Origin of the sequence: Arthrobacter sp. 9MFCol3.1, from assembly GCF_000620385.1 — a bacterium.
Taxonomy (GTDB): domain Bacteria; phylum Actinomycetota; class Actinomycetes; order Actinomycetales; family Micrococcaceae; genus Arthrobacter.
Genome location: NZ_JIBJ01000006.1, coordinates 43312 through 62569, shown reverse-complemented (window position 1 = coordinate 62569; position 19258 = coordinate 43312). Strand labels below are relative to the sequence as shown.

Annotated in this window: 16 protein-coding genes; 11 read left to right on the top strand and 5 right to left on the bottom strand. The window is 68.8% G+C overall.

The genetic code is table 11. The features are described 5' to 3' along the window. Positions 1 to 76: 76 nt before the first annotated feature. The 3 genes from C560_RS0107465 to C560_RS0107455 all read right to left on the bottom strand — a co-directional run bounded on the left by C560_RS0107465 (position 77) and on the right by C560_RS0107455 (position 3694). Complete coding sequence (locus tag C560_RS0107465; protein ID WP_442853145.1) at positions 77 to 1777, bottom strand: DUF885 domain-containing protein; 1701 nt, start codon at positions 1775 to 1777, stop codon at positions 77 to 79. Positions 1778 to 1898: 121 nt separating this feature from the next. After that, positions 1899 to 2114 carry an acyl-CoA carboxylase subunit epsilon gene (locus tag C560_RS0107460; protein WP_026537708.1) on the bottom strand — a complete coding sequence of 72 codons (216 nt, stop codon included), beginning with the start codon at positions 2112 to 2114 and terminating at the stop codon, positions 1899 to 1901. Then, a complete protein-coding gene (locus tag C560_RS0107455) occupies positions 2111 to 3694 on the bottom strand; it encodes an acyl-CoA carboxylase subunit beta (protein WP_018774608.1) in 1584 nt (527 codons plus the stop codon). Before C560_RS0107455 ends, C560_RS0107460 begins: the two co-directional genes overlap by 4 nt. A gap of 204 nt (positions 3695 to 3898) precedes the next feature. Here C560_RS0107455 and C560_RS0107450 point away from each other — a divergent pair, with 204 nt between their 5' ends. The 10 genes from C560_RS0107450 to C560_RS0107405 all read left to right on the top strand — a co-directional run bounded on the left by C560_RS0107450 (position 3899) and on the right by C560_RS0107405 (position 14976). Continuing rightward, a complete protein-coding gene (locus C560_RS0107450) occupies positions 3899 to 4789 on the top strand; it encodes an SDR family oxidoreductase (RefSeq protein WP_026537707.1) in 891 nt (296 codons plus the stop codon). Between the two features lie 185 nt (positions 4790 to 4974). Then, positions 4975 to 5907, top strand: coding sequence for a biotin--[acetyl-CoA-carboxylase] ligase (locus C560_RS0107445; protein WP_026537706.1), 933 nt, complete (start codon positions 4975 to 4977; stop codon positions 5905 to 5907). Beyond that, complete coding sequence (locus tag C560_RS0107440; protein WP_026537705.1) at positions 5900 to 6499, top strand: PH domain-containing protein; 600 nt, start codon at positions 5900 to 5902, stop codon at positions 6497 to 6499. Before C560_RS0107445 ends, C560_RS0107440 begins: the two co-directional genes overlap by 8 nt. Further along, a complete protein-coding gene (locus C560_RS0107435) occupies positions 6489 to 7787 on the top strand; it encodes an adenylate/guanylate cyclase domain-containing protein (protein WP_026537704.1) in 1299 nt (432 codons plus the stop codon). The genes C560_RS0107440 and C560_RS0107435 overlap by 11 nt, the downstream gene beginning before the upstream one ends. A 155-nt stretch (positions 7788 to 7942) precedes the next feature. Then, complete coding sequence (locus C560_RS0107430) at positions 7943 to 8731, top strand: PP2C family protein-serine/threonine phosphatase (protein WP_026537703.1); 789 nt, start codon at positions 7943 to 7945, stop codon at positions 8729 to 8731. 91 nt (positions 8732 to 8822) lie between these two features. After that, entirely contained in the window at positions 8823 to 11186 is a 2364-nt protein-coding gene (ligA, locus tag C560_RS21400) for an NAD-dependent DNA ligase LigA (RefSeq protein ID WP_269320021.1), read from the top strand. Beyond that, positions 11183 to 12019, top strand: a complete 837-nt coding sequence (locus C560_RS0107420) for an inositol monophosphatase family protein (RefSeq protein ID WP_051533048.1) — start codon at positions 11183 to 11185, stop codon at positions 12017 to 12019. The genes ligA and C560_RS0107420 overlap by 4 nt, the downstream gene beginning before the upstream one ends. A 123-nt stretch (positions 12020 to 12142) precedes the next feature. Next, positions 12143 to 12646: a GNAT family N-acetyltransferase gene (locus tag C560_RS0107415; protein ID WP_018774599.1), complete on the top strand. Its 504-nt coding sequence runs from the start codon at positions 12143 to 12145 to the stop codon at positions 12644 to 12646. 114 nt (positions 12647 to 12760) lie between these two features. Continuing rightward, positions 12761 to 13144 carry a RidA family protein gene (locus C560_RS0107410; protein WP_026537701.1) on the top strand — a complete coding sequence of 128 codons (384 nt, stop codon included), beginning with the start codon at positions 12761 to 12763 and terminating at the stop codon, positions 13142 to 13144. Positions 13145 to 13260: 116 nt separating this feature from the next. After that, positions 13261 to 14976 (top strand): SulP family inorganic anion transporter, encoded by a 1716-nt coding sequence (locus C560_RS0107405; protein ID WP_026537700.1) that lies wholly within the window; start codon positions 13261 to 13263, stop codon positions 14974 to 14976. Positions 14977 to 15069: 93 nt separating this feature from the next. On the opposite strand, the gene C560_RS0107400 is transcribed toward C560_RS0107405, so the two are convergent. After that, positions 15070 to 15741, bottom strand: a complete 672-nt coding sequence (locus C560_RS0107400; protein WP_026537699.1) for a response regulator — start codon at positions 15739 to 15741, stop codon at positions 15070 to 15072. Beyond that, positions 15734 to 17518, bottom strand: a complete 1785-nt coding sequence (locus C560_RS0107395; RefSeq protein ID WP_026537698.1) for a sensor histidine kinase — start codon at positions 17516 to 17518, stop codon at positions 15734 to 15736. Before C560_RS0107395 ends, C560_RS0107400 begins: the two co-directional genes overlap by 8 nt. Before the next feature lie 169 nt (positions 17519 to 17687). Here C560_RS0107395 and C560_RS0107390 point away from each other — a divergent pair, with 169 nt between their 5' ends. Beyond that, on the top strand, positions 17688 to 19154 hold the full coding sequence (locus C560_RS0107390) for a CitMHS family transporter (protein WP_026537697.1): 1467 nt from the start codon (positions 17688 to 17690) through the stop codon (positions 19152 to 19154). Positions 19155 to 19258: the final 104 nt, after the last annotated feature.

The window sequence follows — 19258 nt, the reverse complement described above, 5'->3', positions numbered from 1 at the left end:
CGACTTCGCTGCGCGAATAGTCGCCCCAACCGGCCGTCTGGCCACTGACGGTGCAGGTCAGCCGCCGAAACCCGGATTACCCCAGGAGCGCGCGCTTGAGGGTGTCCAGGCCCACCGAGCCGATGTTCAGGGCCTTCGTGTGGAACGCCTTGAGGTCGAAGCCGGGGCGGGATTCGAGCTCCGCCCGGATCTGCTCCCAGAGCCGCTGGCCCACCTTGTAGGACGGGGCCTGTCCCGGCCAGCCCAGGTAGCGGGTGAACTCGAACTTCAGCTGCCCCTCGCTGATCGGCAGGTTGGCGCGGAGGAAGTCAAAGCCCTTCTCCGATGTCCAGATGCCGCTGCCCCAGCGCTCGGGAACCTCAAGTTCCAGGTGCACGCCGATGTCGAACACCACGCGGGCCGCGCGCATGCGCTGCATGTCCAGCATGCCCATGTGGTCGCCCGGATCATTGAGGTAGCCGAGTTCCTGCATGAGCTTTTCCGCATAGAGCGCCCACCCTTCGCCGTGGCCCGAGGTCCAGCACACACTGCGGCGCCACTTGTTCAGCAGCTCGCGGCGGTAGGTGGCGGTGGCGACCTGGAGGTGGTGGCCGGGAACGCCCTCGTGGTACACCGTGGTGGTTTCGGCCCACGTGGTGAAGGTGTCTTCACCGGCCGGCACGGACCACCACATCCGGCCGGGGCGGCTGAAGTCCTCCGAGGGCCCCGTGTAGTAGATGCCGCCCTCATCCGTGGGCGCGATCCGGCACTCCAGCGTTTTCATGATGTCCGGGATCTCGAAGTGGACGCCGGCGAGCTCGGCCACGGCCTTGTCCGACAGTTCCTGCATCCAGGCCTGGAGGGCGTCGGTGCCTTTGAGCTGCCGGGCGGGATCGTTGTTCAGGATCTCCTTGGCTTCTTCGATCGAGGCGCGGGGGCGGATTTCGCCGGCCACCCGTTCCTGTTCGGCGATGAGGCGGTCGAGCTCCTCCACGCCCCACGCGTAGGTCTCTTCCAGGTCCACGGTGGCACCGAGGAAGGCGCGCGAGGCCAGGGCGTAGCGCTCACGGCCCACAGCGTCTTTAGCGGGGGCAACCGGCAGGAGTTCGGACTCGAGGAATCCTGCCAGCCGGGAGTAGGCCACCCGGGCGTCCGCGACGCCGGCGTCGAGCCTGGTCTGCAGTTCCGCCGGGAGCGGGCCGTCCGCAGTCTTGGCGCCGGCGGCGAGCTTTGCGAAGAAGCCGTCGTCCGCGGCGTGCTTGGTGGCCTGCTCGATCACGATCGACACCTGGCGGGCCGCGGCCACCTTGCCGTCCTGCATCGCCGAACGCAGCGACTCGATGTATCCGTCGATGGCTGCAGGGACATTGTGGGCCCGGCCCGCGATGTGCTCCCACTGCCCGGCGGTATCGGTCGGCATGAGGTCAAAGATCGCGCGGATCTGCTGGGACGGGGACTCGATGTTGTTCAGGTCGGCCGTGTCCCAGCCCGATTCGTGGATTTCCAGCTGCAGGCCCAGCCGCTCGTGCATGGCGTCGAGGGTGACGGCGTCGACGTCGTCAACCGGCTCCAGCCCGGCCAGCGCCGCGAGTGCCTCGCGCGCGGCGGCCGCGAATTCCTCGTGGCCGGAGGGGGAGAAGTCCTGGTACTCGGTCTCGTGCCCGGGCAGGCCGAGTTCGGTGGCGAAGCTCGGGTTGAGCCGGATCAGGGTGTCCGTGTAGGCGTCGGCGACGGCGTCAATGGCGGTCTGCTGGCGCGCGGGGGCAGTGTTGTCTGAGGCGATGATTTCGGTAGTCACCCGACGAGACTAGCCCGGCCGCGGTGGTTATGAAAGAGTCACTGAACTTTTTCGCGCGCAACTTTTTCCGTGCAGATTTCGCCTGCGGGCTGGCCCAGCCGGGACGCTCAACCAGGTCGTCTCAGCCCAGGCTGCGGCGCCAGGCCTCCGGACCCGGCCTGGGCGCCAGCCGAAGCTGCTGCCGGCGGACCCAGTGCCGGACGCCGGGGCTTTCCGGTGCCGCCTGCTGGCTCTGCCCCAGGGACAGCACGACGGCGGTCAGCGCCGCCAGCTCTTCCGGCGTCGGCTCGCCCTTCACGACAGCAAGCAGAGGTGCGTCTGGAGTCTCAGGGCTCACAGCGGGATGTTCCCGTGCTTCTTGGCGGGCAGGGCGGCCCGCTTGTCCCGGAGGGCGCGCAGGCCCTTGATGATCTGCACCCGGGTTTCGGACGGTGCGACGACGGCGTCCACGTAGCCGAGCTGGGCGGCCTGGTAGGGGTTGAGCAGCTCTTCCTCGTACTGGCGGATCACCTCGGCGCGCTTGGCTTCGACGTCGCCGCCGTCCTCCGCCACCGCGGCGAGTTCGCGGCGGTACAGGATGTTCACGGCACCCTGGGCGCCCATGACGCCGATCTGGGCGGTGGGCCAGGCGAGGTTCAGGTCCGCGCCGAGCTTCTTGGAGCCCATCACGATGTAGGCCCCACCGTAGGCCTTGCGGGTGATCACGGTCAGCTTGGGCACGGTGGCCTCGGCGTACGCGTAGAGCAGCTTGGCGCCGCGGCGGATAATGCCCTGGAACTCCTGGTCCTTGCCGGGCAGGAAGCCCGGCACGTCCACGAGCGTGATGATGGGGATGTTGAAGGCATCGCAGTGCCGGACGAAGCGGGCGGCCTTTTCCGAGGCCGCGATGTCCAGGGTGCCGGCGAACTGCATGGGCTGGTTGGCCACGATGCCCACCGTGTGGCCCTCGACCCGGCCGTAGCCGATGATCACGTTCGGGGCATAGAGGGACTGCATCTCGAGGAAGTGGGCGTCGTCGACAATCTGCTCGATGACCTTGCGCATGTCGTACGGCTGGTTGGCCGAGTCCGGGATCAGCGCGTCCAGGGCGAGGTCGTCGTCGTCGATTTCCAGCTCCTGCTGGTGCTCCAGCACCGGGGCCTCGGCGAGGTTGTTGGAGGGCAGGAAGTCGAGCAGCTCGCGGACGAATTCGACGGCGTCGGCCTCGTCGGAGGCCAGGTAAGTCGAGGTGCCGGTGTTGGCGTTGTGCTGCCGGGCGCCGCCGAGGGTTTCCATGTCCACGTCTTCGCCGGTGACGGTCTTGATGACGTCCGGGCCGGTGATGAACATGTGCGAGGTCTTGTCCACCATGACCACGTAGTCGGTCAGGGCGGGGGAGTAGGCCGCGCCGCCGGCGGAGGGGCCCATGATCAGCGAGATCTGCGGAACGACGCCGGAGGCGTGGACGTTGTTGCGGAAGATGTCCGCGAACATCGCCAGGGAGGCGACGCCCTCCTGGATGCGGGCACCGCCGCCGTCGAGGATGCCGACCACGGGGCAGCCGTTGCGCAGCGCGAACTCCTGGACCTTGACGATTTTTTCGCCGTTGACCTGGCTCAGCGAGCCGCCGTAGACCGAGAAATCCTGGCTGTAGACCGCGACCGGGCGGCCGTCCACCGTGCCATAGCCGGAGACGAGGCCGTCGCCGAGGGGCTTCTTCTTCTCCATGCCGAACGCGGTGGAGCGGTGCACGGCCAGCGCGTCGAATTCGACGAAGGAGCCGGCATCCAGCAACAGGTCGATGCGCTCGCGGGCGGTATTCTTGCCGCGCGCATGCTGCTTGGCGATCGCTTCCGGACCGGAGGGCTGCTCGGCACGGGCCTGGCGGTCGCGGAAATCTGCAATCTTTCCCGCAGTCGTGGTCAGATCGTGGCTCATCAAGTTTCTCCGGCTCTGTCGCAAGGTTGTACGGCGCCCGTTATGTGGGGTCCTTTGGCTGGAATCCACAAAAGCAGGGCTCTGCTGGCAAGTCTAGTGACGGTATTGGCCGGTGCCGCTGTAGGGAACCTACAATTTTCCCGCCGCGAAGCTCCCGCACCGCTTTGTTACCCGTGAGTAACATTGGTCCGCTAGAGTGTGGGCATGACTTCAAGCAACGATGCTTCGGGCACCGCCGCAGGGCCGTACCAGGCCGCCGGTACCCTCCAGGGCCGCACTGTCCTTCTCTCCGGGGGCAGCCGCGGCATCGGCCTGGCCATCGCGCTCCGCGCAGCCCGGGACGGCGCCAACGTCGTCCTGATGGCCAAGACCGGTCAGCCCCACGCCAGGCTGGAGGGAACCGTGTATACCGCCGCCGAACAGATCGAGGCCGCCGGCGGCCGGGCCTTGCCGCTGGTCGGCGACGTGCGCAACGACGCCGACGTCGCCGGGGCTGTCGGCGCCGCCGTGGACAGCTTTGGCGGGATCGACGTCGTCATCAACAATGCGTCGGCGATCGACCTCTCCAGCACCGACGACGTGGACATGAAGCGCTACGACCTCATGCAGGACATCAACGTGCGCGGCACGTTCCTGCTCTCGAAGATGGCGCTGCCGGCACTGCGCGTCTCCGCGGCCGGGCACATCCTCACGCTCTCCCCGCCCCTGAACCTGGATCCGAAGTGGGCCGGCCTGCACCTGGCCTACACCATGGCCAAATACGGCATGAGCCTGACCACGCTGGGGCTGGCCGAGGAGCTCAAGGCCGACGGCGTCGCCGTGAACTCACTCTGGCCGCGTACCTTGATCGACACCGCGGCGATCCGCAACATGCCCGGCGGCGACATGATCGTCAAGGGCGCCCGCAGCCCCGACATCATGGCCGACGCCGCCCACGCCGTGCTGACCGGCGGCAACGCGGTCCCCGCCGGCGGGAGCCGGAGCGGCAACTTCTACACCGATGAACAGGTTCTCGCGGCGGCAGGGGTGACGGACTTCAGCCCGTACAGCCTCGGCGCGCCGGAGGCCCGGCTGGTCCCGGACATCTTCCTCTGAACTTGCTGGGTGTTTTGCGACCGCCTGCCCTGCGGAATTTCCCCTGATTTGAGGGCCGGACCCCGGAATCTGCGGCGTGTCCGGCCGACACACCGGACGTCCCGGTCAAAGGTGGGGAGTTTCGGCGGAGGCATATGAGTCGGCTGGCCGGGGCCCCGGCACGCTTTCCTCGGTAGGATTCAAGGATGGAAGCCGTGCAGGAAACCCCGGACCGTCCGCCCCTGGACCTGAGTGCCCTCAGCGATGAGGCGTTCCTGTCCGCCAACGGAATTCCGCGCCTGACGGTGCTGGAATCCACCGGCTCCACCAACGCCGATCTCCTCCGCGGGGTGACCGAGGATCCCCGTGCATGGCCGGACCTGTCGGTGCTGACCGCCGAGTACCAGAGCGCCGCCCGCGGCCGGCTCGACCGCCGGTGGGAAGCGCCGGCCCGCAGCTCGGTCTCCGTCTCGCTCGTGCTCCTGCCGGTCAACGGGGCCGGCCGGCCGTTGCCGACCCACAGGTACTCCTGGCTGTCCCTCCTGGCCGCCCTCGCCCTGCGTGAGGCCCTGACGGAAACGGCAGGCCTTCCGGCGGAACTCAAATGGCCCAACGACGTCCTGGTCCGGGGCCGGAAGATCGCCGGCATCCTGGCACAGCTCGGCCCGCTCGGCGCCGGCGGCGCGCCGCCGGTCATCCTCGGCACCGGCCTGAACGTCACGCTGACAGAGCCCGAACTCCCGGTTCCCACCGCCACTTCCGTGCTGCTGGAGAATCCGGACACAGTGGACCGGACGGAGCTCCTGAAGAGCTACCTGTCCCGCTTCGCCACCCTCTACCGGAGTTTCTGCAACGCCGACGGCGACCCCACCGCCGGCCTGGCCGGTGGCCCGTCGCTGCACAAACGGGTGGAGCACTTCCTCGCGACCCTCGGCAAGCAGGTCAGGGCCCAGCTCCCGGGCGACCACGAGATCATTGGCCACGCCACGCGGCTGGACGAATACGGCTCGCTCCTGGTGGTCGATGCCGCGGGCCATGAACACGTGGTGACCGCCGGCGACGTCGTGCACCTGAGGCCGTGGAACCCGGCCGGGACCGGCGGCCAGGGCAGCGGCGGGGCAGAAAGCGGTTATGCGTAAAGTGCTCCTGCCGGGAGAGCAAGTAATTGTGGTGACCCGGCCCCAGCCCAGGATGCTCATTGTCCCGGCGCTGACGTTCGTTGTTGTTCCGGCTGCGGCCGCGTACGCCTGCGCCTGGGTTGTCAAGGGCGGCCCGACGCGGCTCCTGCCCCTCATCCCCATGGAGTGGACTCCCTGGGGAGTCGCCGTGTGCCTGGCGTTGGCGGCATGGGTGCTGCTGGGCTATTGCCTCCCGCGGGTCATTGCATGGCACGCCACCCGCTACATCCTCACCAGCCAGCGTTTAGTTACCCGCTACGGCATGTTAAGGCGGCGCGATGAGCAGATCCCCCTCGCGGCCGTCCGCCATGTGGCCATTGAGCAATCGTTGTTGCAGCGCCTATTGCACTCCGGGAATATATCCTTGGAGACCGGGTACCCCCTTGGAACGGTGGTCCCCGATGTCCCCGAGGTGGCGACATTCCGCAGTTTCCTGCTGGACGCCATCGACGACCTCCCCCAGGGCGAGGCGTCCGGGGCCGACGGCATGACCTACAACCCAGGCGAGGCCTGGCCGTGGGAGACGAGAGAAGGTGGAAGAGATGAACGCTGAGAACGTCCACCAGGACACCGACCTCGCTGCCCCGGAATTGCCCCGGGAGCCCGAGGACGCCGCCGGTTCGGCTGCCGCCGGTTCGGCTGCCGCCGACAGCGACGCCGGGACCGCCTTCGACACCGAGGCAGGCGCGCTCGTCGAACCCTCCGAACCTGAATTCGAAGCCGCCGAACCCGCCGAACCTGAATTCGAAGCCGTCGAACCCTCCGAACCTGAACCTGAGGCCCCGCCCACCGGCACGATGTCCGCTGAACGGCTCGCCGCCAAGGCCCTGGAAGCGCGGCTGCTGGGCGGTGAGCGCAAGCTCCGGCGTCGTGAAGTCGCCGCCGGTGCCGGGCTCTCGCTGCTCTCTGCCCGGAAACTTTGGCGCGCCCTTGGCTTTCCCAACCTCGGGGATGAAGACGTGGCCTTCACCGAGCGTGACCAGGCCGCCCTGTCCACCATCGTGGACCTGGTGCGCGACGGCAAGCTCACCGAGGAAGCCGCCATTTCCATCACCCGGGCCATCGGCCAGATGACCGACCGGATGGTGGTGTGGCAGATCGAGGCCCTCGTGGAGGACATGGTCCAGGAACAGGGCGTGACTGACGCCGTTGCCCGCAAGCGGCTCGTCAGCGAGTTGCCGAACCTGATCGACCCCCTCGAGGAGATGCTCACCTACTCCTGGCGCCGCCAGCTCAACGCCGCTGTGCAGCGCCTGGCCGTCCGGGCCGAAGCCGGGCTGCAGTCCAGCGAAGAGGGCCGCGAAGGCGACGAGGACGATGCGCCCCTGCCGTTGGCCCGGGCCGTTGGCTTCGCCGACCTTGTCTCCTACACGAGCCTGTCCCGCCGGATGAACGAGAAGACGCTCGCCCAGCTGGTGCAGCGCTTCGAGAACAAGTGCGCCGAAATCATCTCGGTCGGCGGCGGCCGGCTGGTCAAGACCGTCGGCGACGAAGTCCTGTACATTGCCGAGACTCCGGCGGCGGGAGCCGAGATTTCCCTGGCCCTGTCCCGCGCCTTCACCGACGACGAGATCCTGCCCCAGGCCCGCGTGGCCATGGTCTGGGGCCGCATCCTCTCCCGCCTCGGTGACATCTACGGACCCACCGTCAACCTCGCCGCCCGCCTGACTGCCCTAGCGGACCCCGGAACCGTGCTGGTGGATTCGATGACCGCGGCCGCCTTGGAGCAGGACGAACGCTTCGTCCTGGTGCCCCGCCCGGCCGAGGACGTCCGGGGGTTCGGCGAAATCCACCCGGTGCAGCTGCTGCCCGGCAGCGGGCGGGGCCTGATCCTGGACTGAGCACCGGATCAGCCCGGCGGTAGCCCGTGGCGGGCTTCTCAGTTGAGCGGCGCATATGCAATAGTCGGACCGGCAGTTGCGATCCGGCCGGGTTTGTGACCGCCGTCAGCCCTCGCGCACCGCTGAAGCCGCGCACCACTGTATTGAGGACCGCCATGAACGCAACGCCAGACGCCCCCATCCCGCCGTCGGACGGCAAACAGGGACCGCGGCTGCACTGCGGGTACGGCACGGACCGGGGGCTGCGCCGCGAGGCGAACGAGGACGCCTTCATTGCCGCCGACCCCGTCTTCGCCGTGGCGGACGGCATGGGCGGGCACGAGGCCGGCGAAGTTGCCAGCAGCATCTGCGTGCGCACCCTGGCCGAGCTGCCACAGTTCAAGACCGGCAGCCGGGACGCGACGGCGGACATCCTGCAGGAGTATCTGCTCATGGCTGATGCGGGCATCCGTCACGCCACCGGTTCGCGCGCCGGAACCACGCTGTCCGGCGTCGTGGTGGTGGAACAACAGGACGTTCCGTACTGGCTTGTCCTCAACATCGGGGACTCCCGCACCTACCGTTACAGCCACGGCCGGCTCGCCCAGATCAGCGTCGACCATTCCGAGGTTCAGGAACTCCTGGACACCGGCCAGATCACCGAGGCCGAGGCCGCCGTGTATCCGCGCAGGCACGTGGTGACCCGGGCGCTCGGAACCGGGGATGACTCCGAGGCCGACTTCTGGCTGGTTCCCCTTGAAGACGGCGACCGGATCCTGGTGTGCTCCGACGGCCTCAATGGCGAACTGACCGATGAGAAGATCGCCGGCATCCTCGCGGCCGAGGCCGACCCCCAGGCTGCCGTGGACGAGCTGATCCAGGCGGCCTTGCGCAGCGGCGGCCGGGACAACATCACGGCGATCGTTGTCGATGCCCGGACTGCAAACGGGGACGCGCCCGCCTGACCTCGTGGTCGGCGTCAGCCCTGCTGCGGAAGCGGACCCCTGACCGGACCCTGGACCGGACAATGTCCGGGATCTAGGGCAGGATAGGTCTGTGAGCACAGGGAAGACCGCAGCAGAGACCGCAGCAGGGACTGACGAAGCAGCCGAAGCAGCCCCCCGGCATGGCACGGATCCGCAAGACCCCGCGGGGGAGCAGGTCCCCTCCGGGGACATCCGTGCGGAGTACGAAGACCTAGTGGAGCAGGTCCGCAAGCACCGCTTCGCGTACTACCAGCAGGACGCGCCGATCATCTCCGACGCCGAGTTCGACGAGCTCTACCGGCGGCTGGAAACGCTCGAAGCCATGCATCCGGAACTGGTGGCCAACGACTCGCCCACGCAGGAAGTCGGCGGCGAGGTGTCAGCGGCGTTTGCCGCCGTCCAACACCTGCAGCGCATGTACAGCCTGGAGGATGTCTTCTCGCTCGAGGAGCTGGAGGCCTGGATGGTCAAGGCCGAGGCGGGCGTCGCCAAGCTCGGCAACGGCGGCAACCCGCCGTCCTGGCTCACCGAACTGAAGATCGACGGCCTGGCCGTCAACCTGCTCTACCGCGACGGGGCGCTGGTCCGGGCCGCCACCCGCGGGGACGGCACCACCGGCGAGGACATCACGCACAACGTCCTGACCATCAAGGAAATCCCGCAGCAGCTCAGCGGTACCGGCTTCCCGGCTGAGATGGAAGTCCGCGGTGAAGTCTTCATCCCGTCGCAGGCCTTCGCGGAATTCAACGAAGCCCTGATCGAGGCCGGCAAGGCGCCGCTGGCCAACCCGCGCAACGCCGCCGCAGGTTCGCTGCGGCAGAAGGACCCCGCGGAAACGGCCAAGCGTCCGCTGCGGATGTACGTCCACGGCATCGGCGCCCGCGAGGGACTCGACACTGCCAGCCAGTCCGAGACCTACCGGAAGCTCGCCGAGTGGGGACTGCCCACGAGCCCGTATTTCGAGGTCCTGGCCGGGCTGGCGGACGTGCTCGAATTCATCAAGCGCTACGGCGACAAGCGGCACAGCCTCACCCACGAGATCGACGGCATTGTGATCAAGGTGGACGACTTCGCCACTCAGCGGGCCTTGGGCTACACCACCCGGGTGCCGCGCTGGGCCGTGGCCTACAAGTACCCGCCCGAAGAGGTCCACACCAAGCTGCTCGACATCGCCGTCAACGTCGGCCGCACCGGCCGGGTCACCCCGTACGGCGTGATGGAACCGGTCAAGGTGGCCGGCTCCACCGTGGAAATGGCCACCCTGCACAACCAGGAGGTGGTCAAGGCCAAAGGCGTGAAGATCGGCGACATCGTGGTGCTGCGCAAGGCCGGAGACGTCATTCCGGAAATTGTCGGCCCGGTGCTGGCGCTGCGGGACCAGCAGGACCCTCCCGTCCGCGACTTCATCATGCCCACCGAATGCCCCGCGTGCGGCACGCCGCTGGCCCCCGGAAAGGAAGGGGACGTGGACATCCGCTGCCCCAACTCCCGGTCCTGCCCGGCGCAGCTGCGCGAACGCGTCTTCCACCTTGCCGGCCGCGGCGCCTTCGACATCGAGGCCCTTGGCTGGGAAGCCGCCATCGCACTGACCCAGCCGGCCGAGCCCGCGGAACCGCCGCTGACCACCGAGGCGACCCTCTTCGACCTGACCCCGGAGCAGCTCGCGGACGTCCGAGTCCGCCGGGAGAAGCGCTCCAAGGGCGTCGGCACCGGGGAGTTCGAGCTGGTGCCCTACTTCTTCACCAAGGCCACCACCAAGACCCCGTCCAAGCCCACGGCCACCACGGAGAAGCTCTTCCGGGAGCTGGAAAAAGCGAAATCCCAGCCGCTGTGGCGGATCCTGGTGGCCCTGTCCATCCGGCACGTCGGCCCGCGGGCCTCGCGCGCCCTCGCCACCGCGTTCGGCAGCATGGACGCCATCCGGCAGGCCTCCGAGGAGGAGCTCGCCCACGTCGACGGCGTGGGCCCGGTCATCGCCCAGGCGCTGACCGAATGGTTCGCCGAGGACTGGCACCGCGACATCGTGGACCGCTGGGCGGATGCCGGCGTCCGGATGGCGGACGAACGCGACGAGTCGACGCCCAGGACGCTGGAGGGGCTGACCGTGGTGGTGACCGGAAGCCTCGAGGGCTTCAGCCGCGATGAGGCCAAGGAAGCCATCCTGATCCGCGGCGGCAAGGCGGCCGGATCGGTGTCGAAGAACACCAGCTACGTGGTGGCGGGCGAGAACGCCGGCACCAAACTGGACAAAGCAGAACAGCTCGGCGTCCCGGTCCTGGATGAGGACGGCTTCCGCGCCCTGCTGGCGAACGGGCCGGCCGGCGGCGGAGCGGACGCCAGCGCGGACGGTGGCGAGGCCACTGGCGCGGACGGTGTCCCGGTCCTGGCCGGCGACGGCGAGGCTCCCGGCGCCGATGGTGCGGCGGCCGAATGAGTTCCCACTCCGCGGGTTCTCCCGCCCCCGGCATTCCCGGGCTGCTTGAACTGGCCAAGTCGGCCGCGGCGGCGGGGGCCGCCGTCCTGGCCACCCGGAAGACTGCCGCCCTGGACGTCAGCAACAAGGGCGACTCCGGCGACTGGGTGACCGCCTTCGACCTCGCCGCCGAAGCCGCTGTCCGGGACGTCATCACCGCGGCCCGGCCGTGGGACATCATCACGGGGGAGGAGGGCGGCACCGTCCTGCCGGCGGAGCCCAGCGGCTACCGCTGGTCGATCGACCCGCTCGATGGCACCACCAATTTCATCCGCAACATCGTCTACTACGCCACCTCCGTGGCGGTGGCCGACGCCGACGGCGTCTGGCTGGCCGGCGTCGTCAGCGCACCGGCGCTGGGACGCACCTACTACGCGTCCCGCGGCGAGGGCGCCTGGCTCCAGGAACAGGGCCAGCTGACCGCCCTGTTCGGCCCGATCCCCGGACGGACCGGCCAGATCCTGGCCACGGGCTTCAGCTACGATCCCGGCGTGCGGGCGGAACAGGCCGAGGGCCTCGGCAGCCTGATGGACGGCTTCGCGGACATGCGCCGACTCGGGTCCGCGGCACTGGACCTGTGCCTCGTGGCGGACGGCACGCACGATGCCTACGGTGAGCGCGGGCTCAACGAACACGACTTCGCCGCCGGGGCCCTGATCGCCGAGGAGGCAGGCTGCTGGGTGCGCCGGCCGCGGCTCACCAGCCCCCTGGCCGGCGGCCCCTCCGACGATGAGCGCCTGGCCGCATGGACGTGCGCCGGGCCGCTGGAACTCTCCGGCAAATTCCCCCTCTAGAGCCCTCTCCCCGGACCGGCACGGGGCCGGCCCCGGGGCTGAATGATAGGCCTGAGTGATAGTTCAGTCACGGAAACGGCCTTTCCGGGCACCGCCCGGGCCGGGCGCCCGTACCATTGACAGGTGCCTTCGCAGATCCTCATTCGCCCCGCCGTTCCGGCCGACTTCGACGCCATAGCGCGCATCACCCGGGACGCCTACCTGGCGGCAGGCTACTTTGAGAGCGCCGACCACCCCTACATGCAGCAGATCCAGAACGTCGGGCAGCGCGCTGCGGCCGCGACGGTTTGGGTCGCGGAGCGGGAGGGCCGGATCCTCGGCTCCGTGACGCTGGCGGTCGCCGGCGAGCCCTACGCGGACATCGCCTTCAGCGACGAGCTCGAGTTCCGCATGCTCGTGGTGGACCCGTCCGTGCAGCGCAGCGGTGCCGGCAAGGCCATGGTCCAGGCCATCATCGAGCACGCCAGGGCCCTGCCCGGTATCCACGCTGTGGCCCTGACCACGGGCGAGAGCTGGGAAAGTGCCCACGGCCTCTACCAGAAGACCGGCTTCCTCCGGGCGCCGGAGCGCGACTGGCTCGTGCCGGGCACGGACATCAAACTGCTCGTTTACCGCCAGGAACTCTAGCCCGGGCGTAGGCCCCGCGCAGTCCCGCCGACATAAAACAACCCGGTTTGGCGGCCCAGGCGCCCGGCGCCCTACAGTTGTGCCGATCCCTGCGGCAACTGCGAAAGGCCCACCATGCGCAAGACCTTCGGCACCGGCTCCACCTGGGAACAGGCCCTCGGCTATTCCCGGGCTGTCCAGGTGGACAACACCCTCTACATCTCCGCGACGGCCGCCAGCGGCGAGGACGGAATCGTGGGCGAGGACTTCTATGCCCAGACCAGCTACATTCTGCAGAAGCTTGGCGCTGTGCTGGCCGACGCCGGCTTCGGCTTCGAGGACGTGGTGCAGTCCAAGCTGTACCTGACGGACATCAGCCAGTGGGAAGAGGCCGGCCGGGCCCACGGCGAGGTCTTCGGCGACATCCGTCCCACGCTCTCCCTCGTTCACGTGCTGCCGTTCCTGGACCCCAAGATGCTCGTAGAGATCGAACTCGTCGCCCAGAAGAGCGCCACCTAGCAAACCAACACGGGGTCATTTACGGCCGGTCCACGGCGCCTTCATAGGCTGTAAGTGACCCCGCGTTGCTTTCCGGAACTCTGGCGGAACGGCCGCACTTGGGGTATGAAAGGCCCATGACCAAGGCACCCGGGCAGGGGCCCACCAGGGTACCCCTCATCGGCCAGTTCCGCTCCTATGACCGCTCGTGGCTGCGCGGCGATCTGATCGCCGGGGTCACCGTCGCGGCCCTGATCGTTCCGAAGAACCTCGGGTACGCAGGCATCGCCGGGATACCGCTGCAGAACGGCCTGTATGCCGCGGCCGCCGGCGCCATCGTCTACGCGATCTTCGGCACCTGCCGGCAGATCTCGATGGGCCCCAGCTCGGGGCTGGCGGCTGTGGCTGCCAGTGCCGTCCTCGCGGCGGGCATCACGGGAGAGCAGGACGTCGCCTCGTTCGTTGCGGGAATCACGCTCGCCTCCGGGATCCTGTTCCTGCTCCTTGCCGTCCTCAAGATGGGCTGGATCGCGCAGTTCCTCTCGAAGGCCGTGGTCACCGGCTTCCTCTTCGGCGCGGCGATCGACGTCGTGATCGGGGAGCTCCCCAAGCTCACCGGGACCGAGGTCACCGGCTCGAACCCCATCCAGGAGCTGTGGTCATGGCTGGGGACCCTTGGCGAGGCGCAGCCGACCACCGTTGTGGTGGGGGCAATCGCGCTGGCTGTCGTCTTCGGGCTGAAAGCTGTCGCTCCCCAAGTCCCCGGCGCCCTGGTCCTGGTGGTGGGCGGATTGCTGGCTGCGGCGCTGTTCGATCTCGGGGCCAAAGGCGTGGCCCTGGTGGGCGACGTGCCCAGCGGCCTGCCCTCACTTCAGGTCCCGGACGGCCAGTTGATGTGGGACCACATCGGCACCGTGGCGCTCGCGGCGGTGGCAGTGGTCCTGATCGGCTTCTCCCAGACCGCCGGGGACGCGCGGGCTTTCGCTGCCAAGCACCGCTACCAGATCGACATCAACCAGGAATCGATTGCCCAGTCGCTGGCCAACATTGCCGCAGGACTCTTCAAGGGGATGCCCGTCTCGACGAGCCTGTCGGCGAGCTCGCTGAACGACCACTCCGGGGCGAAGACCGGGCTTGCCTCCCTCACTTCCGGGGCCACCGTCCTGCTGACGCTGCTCTTCCTGGCGCCGCTGTTCTCGAACCTGCCCAAGCCCGTGCTGGCGGCGCTGATCATCGAGGCCGTCGTCATGGGCATGATGAACGTGCCCGAGATGCGGCGGCTTGCCCGGGTGCAGAAGTTTGACTTCTGGATTGCGATCGCAGCGATCATCGGCACCCTCATCTTCGGCGTGCTGGCGGGCGTCGTGATAGGGATCTTGCTCTCGCTCTTCTGGCTCGTCCGGGTGGCCACCCACCCGGAGATGCCGTCCCTCGGCCGCGAACCGGGCACCCAAGTCTTCCGTGAAGCCGATGGGCACCCCGGCGACGAGATCGTTCCCGGCATTGCGGTGATCCGGTTCGACGGCGGCCTGTTCTTCGCCACCGCCGACGCGCTGGAGGACCGTCTGCGCGAGGTCATCCATTCAACGCCGGGGCTCACCGGGATTGTGCTCGACTGCGGCGGGATCAATTTCGTCGATTCGCAGGGGGCAACAAAGATGGCGGACATCGCGAACCTCGCCCGCGAGTCGGACGTCAACCTGCGCCTGACCCGGCTCAAGCCCGAGGTTCGGGCGGTCCTGGAGCGCGACGGCGCGATCGAGCGCATCGGGGCGGACATGATCCACGGCAACATCCACAGGGCCGTGCAGGCGGAGCAAGCGGCGGCACAGAAACGGCCCGAGGGCGCCTAGAAGCAACGCGGGGTCACTTACGGCCCATCCCGGCGGTCCTGATGGGCCGTAGCTGACCCCGCGTTGCTTCTGCTGGCGAGGCTGGAGGGCGGACTAGTGGCCGGTCGGGGCCGGGATCCCGTAGCGGTGCTCGGGCCGCCCGGTGGTGCCGTAGCGCAGCTGGATGTCGACGGCGCCGTCGTCCGCCAGCGCGGACAGATACCGCTGGGCGGTGGCCCGGGACACGCCGACCCGGGCGGCGACGTCGGCGGCCGAATACTGCTCGCCGGGCACCAGGGATTCGAGCACCGCGGCCTCGGTGGCGGAGCGGGGACGTGCCGAGGCGACGACGTCGCCCGGGATCAGGGCGCGCTTGGCGCGCTCCACCGTCTCCTGGCTGACGGAGCCCGGCTGGGCCAGGATCCGGCGGTAGCGTGCATAGGAGCGCAGCTGCTGCGAGAGGGATTCGGCTGTGAAGGGCTTGAGCAGGTAGCCCAGTGCCCCGCGGCGGAACGCGAGGCGCAGCGAGGCCGTGTCCGAGGCCGCGCTGAGGATCACGGTGTCGACGTCCAGCTGGTGCAGCAGGTCCAGGCCCGAGGCGTCCGGCAGGTAGACGTCCAGCAGCACCAGGTCCGGGCGCAGGCTGTGGATGGCCTGCAGCGCCTGGGACGCCGAGCCGGCCGGCGGCAGCGCGAGGAAGCCGGCCACCGAATCCACGTAGGCGGCATGCAGCTTGGCGACGTGGAAATCATCGTCGACAATCAGCACCCTGAAATCCTCAGACATCGTTGTCCTCTCGGCGTGTTTCGGGGGTTCGCAGGTCAGGGGTTCGCAGTTCAGGGGTCACCGGTTGGGCGGGTCCCTGCAGCGTTGGCCCTGGTTCGGTGGTTCCCGGAAGCGTGGCGACGAAAACGGCGCCCGGGCCGCCGGGGGAGCCCGCTTCGAGCACCCGCACGTCGCCGCCGCGGCGGCGCGCGAGCTGCCGGGACAGCGCCAGCCCCAGACCCTGCCCTGCGCCAGGGCGCGCCGGCCGAACCGAGGTCGTGTAGCCCTCCGCGAAGACCGCCTCGGCCTCGGCGGCTGTCATTCCGGCGCCCAGGCCGTCGCCGGAATCGGCCACCACAATGTGGAGTGTGCCGGCGCCTCCGTTGATGCCCGGTTCGTCCAGCACTTCGACTTCCACCCAGCGCTCGGCCGCGGAACCGGCGACGGCGGCGTTCACGGCGTTGTCGATCAGGTTCCCCAGGACTGTGGTGACGTCCTGGGGTTCGGTAACGTGGCCGCGGACCACGGATTCCGGGCCGAGGCGGAGGCTCACGCCGCGCTCGTCCGCCTCGACGCCTTTGGCGCCGAGGAAGGCCTGAAGGTAAGGGTCCTGGAGCAGCTCGGCCTGGTCCACCGGGAATGCCAGCGGCCCGGTGCCGGCCAGTTTGGCGAGATAGTCCTGGGCCTGCTGGGGCTGGCCGATGCTCATGAAGCCGGCGATCGTGTGCAGCTGGTTGGCAAACTCGTGGCGCTGCGCCCGCAGGGCCGCGGACATGGTGCCGACGGCGTCGAGCTGGCGGGTCAGCTGCTGCAGCTCGGTCCGGTCCCGCAGCATCACCACCCAGCCCAGGTCCTCGCGGCCGTGCAGGGCCTTGCGGGCACTCACCACCAGCACCCGGCCGCCGGCCACGAGTTCCACCGCCTCACCCTCGGCCGCATCGGCCCGGGTCAAGGCCTTGAGCTGCTCCGGCACCGGCGCGGCGGCCCACGCCGTGCCCGCGAGGTCCGGGACACCGAGCAGCCGCTGGGCGGCGGCGTTGAACACGCTGACCCTGCCGTCGGCCGAAACGCCGATCACGCCGTCGTCGACGCCCTGCAACACGGCCACCTGGTCGTGCACCAGGGTGCTGATCTCCTCGGGTTCGAGCCCGAGGGTCAGCCGCTGGAGCCGCCGCCGCAGCAGGAAGGAGGCCAGCACGCCGGCCAGCAGCGCGCCGGCGGCCGTGACGGCGATGGGGATGATGTCCCGGGCCAGGCTTTGGCTGATCGTCTCGGTGGAGTAGCCCACGCTCACCTCACCCACCACCGCCGTCGAGCCCGGGGCGTACACCGGGACCTTGGCGCCGGCGGACGGGCCCAGCGTGCCCGTGTTCCGCGTGGTGACCTCCCGGCCCGCGAGGGCCTCCGAGGGGTCGGTGCTGACCTTTTCGCCGAGCCGCTCCGCGTCCGGGTGCGCCAGCCGGATGCCGGTCTCGTCCGTAATGACCACGAACAGGGCCCCGGTGCGGGTCCGGGCACCCTCCGCGGCAGCCATCAACGGACCGGCCAACAGCTCGGCCGCCGGGGGAGCGGCGGGAAGGGCGCTGATGGACTGGACCTCCGCCCGCACCGAGGGGTCCGAGGCCACCGTCCGGGCCAGGGTCAGCGCCTGGTTCTCCGCCTCGCGGCCCAGACGGTCATAGCTCAGCCAGGCGTGGACGGCGCTGCTCAGCAGCACCACCAGCGCCACGACGCCGAGCTGCAGCAACAGTGTCTGGGTCGAAAAGCGCAGGGCCGGCAGAGCTGTGCGGCGCTTCATCGGGCTCCTGCCTGGGGTTGGTACGGACGTGAGCAAAATGCGCAAAATGCATCCAATAAGCAGTATGCCAATCAATTGAGCCAAAGGCCCAGTCGTGACGGGCGCCACTCTAACGTCTGTAGTGCGCATCACACCGGAGTGGTGTCATTCAACGAAGAAGGAGCCGGCCGTGCTGGTATTACTAGGATTCGCCATGATCGCGGTATTCATGGTGCTGATCATGACGAAGAAGTTGACGCCGGTGCTGGCGCTCATCATTGTTCCCACAGTCTTCGGGCTTTTCGCCGGCGCGGGCCTCGGCATCGGCCCGATGGTCATGGACTCCATGAAATCCATGACCTCTACCGCCGCGCTGCTGATGTTCGCGATCATCTACTTCGGGCTGATGATCGACGTCGGGCTCTTTGACCCCCTGGTCCGGTTCATCCTGCGCAAGCTCGGCAACGACCCCGCCAAGGTGGTCCTGGGCACGGCCATCCTCGCGGCAGCGGTCTCCCTCGACGGCGACGGCTCCACCACCTTCATCCTCACCACCGCGGCGATGCTGCCGGTCTACCTGCGGCTGAAGATGAGCCCCGTGGTCCTGACCTGCGTGGCCGGCCTGGCCAACGGCACCATGAACATCCTGCCCTGGGGCGGCCCCACCGCCCGCGCCGCCTCCGCGCTGAAGCTCGACGTCAACGATGTCTTCGTTCCCATGGTCCCGTCCCTCATCGCCGGACTCATTGTGGTGCTGGTCTTCTCCTGGCTGCTCGGCCTGCAGGAACGCAACCGTCTCCGCGCCGTTGCCCCCGAGATCTGGGGCGTCCCGGATACGGCTGCAGCGTTCGACGGCGACTCAGCCGGCGGCAGCGCGGCCGGCGGTACCGGAATCCGCCGCGGCCGCAAGGGCCCCGGGGTCTCGCCCCTCTCCCCGGAAGGATCCTCCGTGGCAGTGCTGGAGCGCGCCGATGCCCTCGTTGACGACCGCGACTCCGCCATGGCCGACACCGCCCTGGACCCCAACCGCAAGACCCTCCGTCCGAAACTGTTCTGGTTCAACCTCGGCCTGACGGTCGCGGTCATGGTGACGCTCGTCGCCAACGTCATTCCGCTCCCGTTCGTCTTCATGGTTGGCTCCGCCATCGCCCTGCTGGTCAACTTCCCCAAGGTCAAGGACCAGAGCGCCCAGCTGATCGCGCACGCTCCCTCGATTGTCGCCGTCGTCAGCATGGTCATGGCCGCCTCCGTCCTGACCGGCGTCCTCAACGGCACGGGCATGGTCAAGGCCATGTCGGAATGGCTGGTCCAGATCATCCCGTCCGACATGGGCCCGCTGATGGCCGTGATCACCGGCGTCCTGAGCATCCCGATGACGTTCTTCATGAGCAACGACGCCTTCTACTTCGGCGTCCTGCCGGTCCTGAGCGAAACGGCGGCCCACTACGGCGTCAGCGCCGCCGACATGGCCCGCGCTTCCATCACCGGCCAGCCCTTCCACCTCCAGAGCCCCCTGGTCCCGGCGATCCTGCTCCTGGTCTCCCTCGCCAAGGTGGACCTGGGTGACCACCACAAGAAGGTCCTGTGGCGCACGGCCGTGATCTCCCTGGTCATGCTCGGCGTTGGCGTCCTCACCGGAGCCATCGGCATCGGCTGACCAACCCGCCCCTGCACCAAGCAACGCGGGGTCACTTACCGCCCATCCCGGACCTCCGGATAGGCCGTAAGTGACCCCGCGTTGTTTGTCGTCGTCCTTCTCGG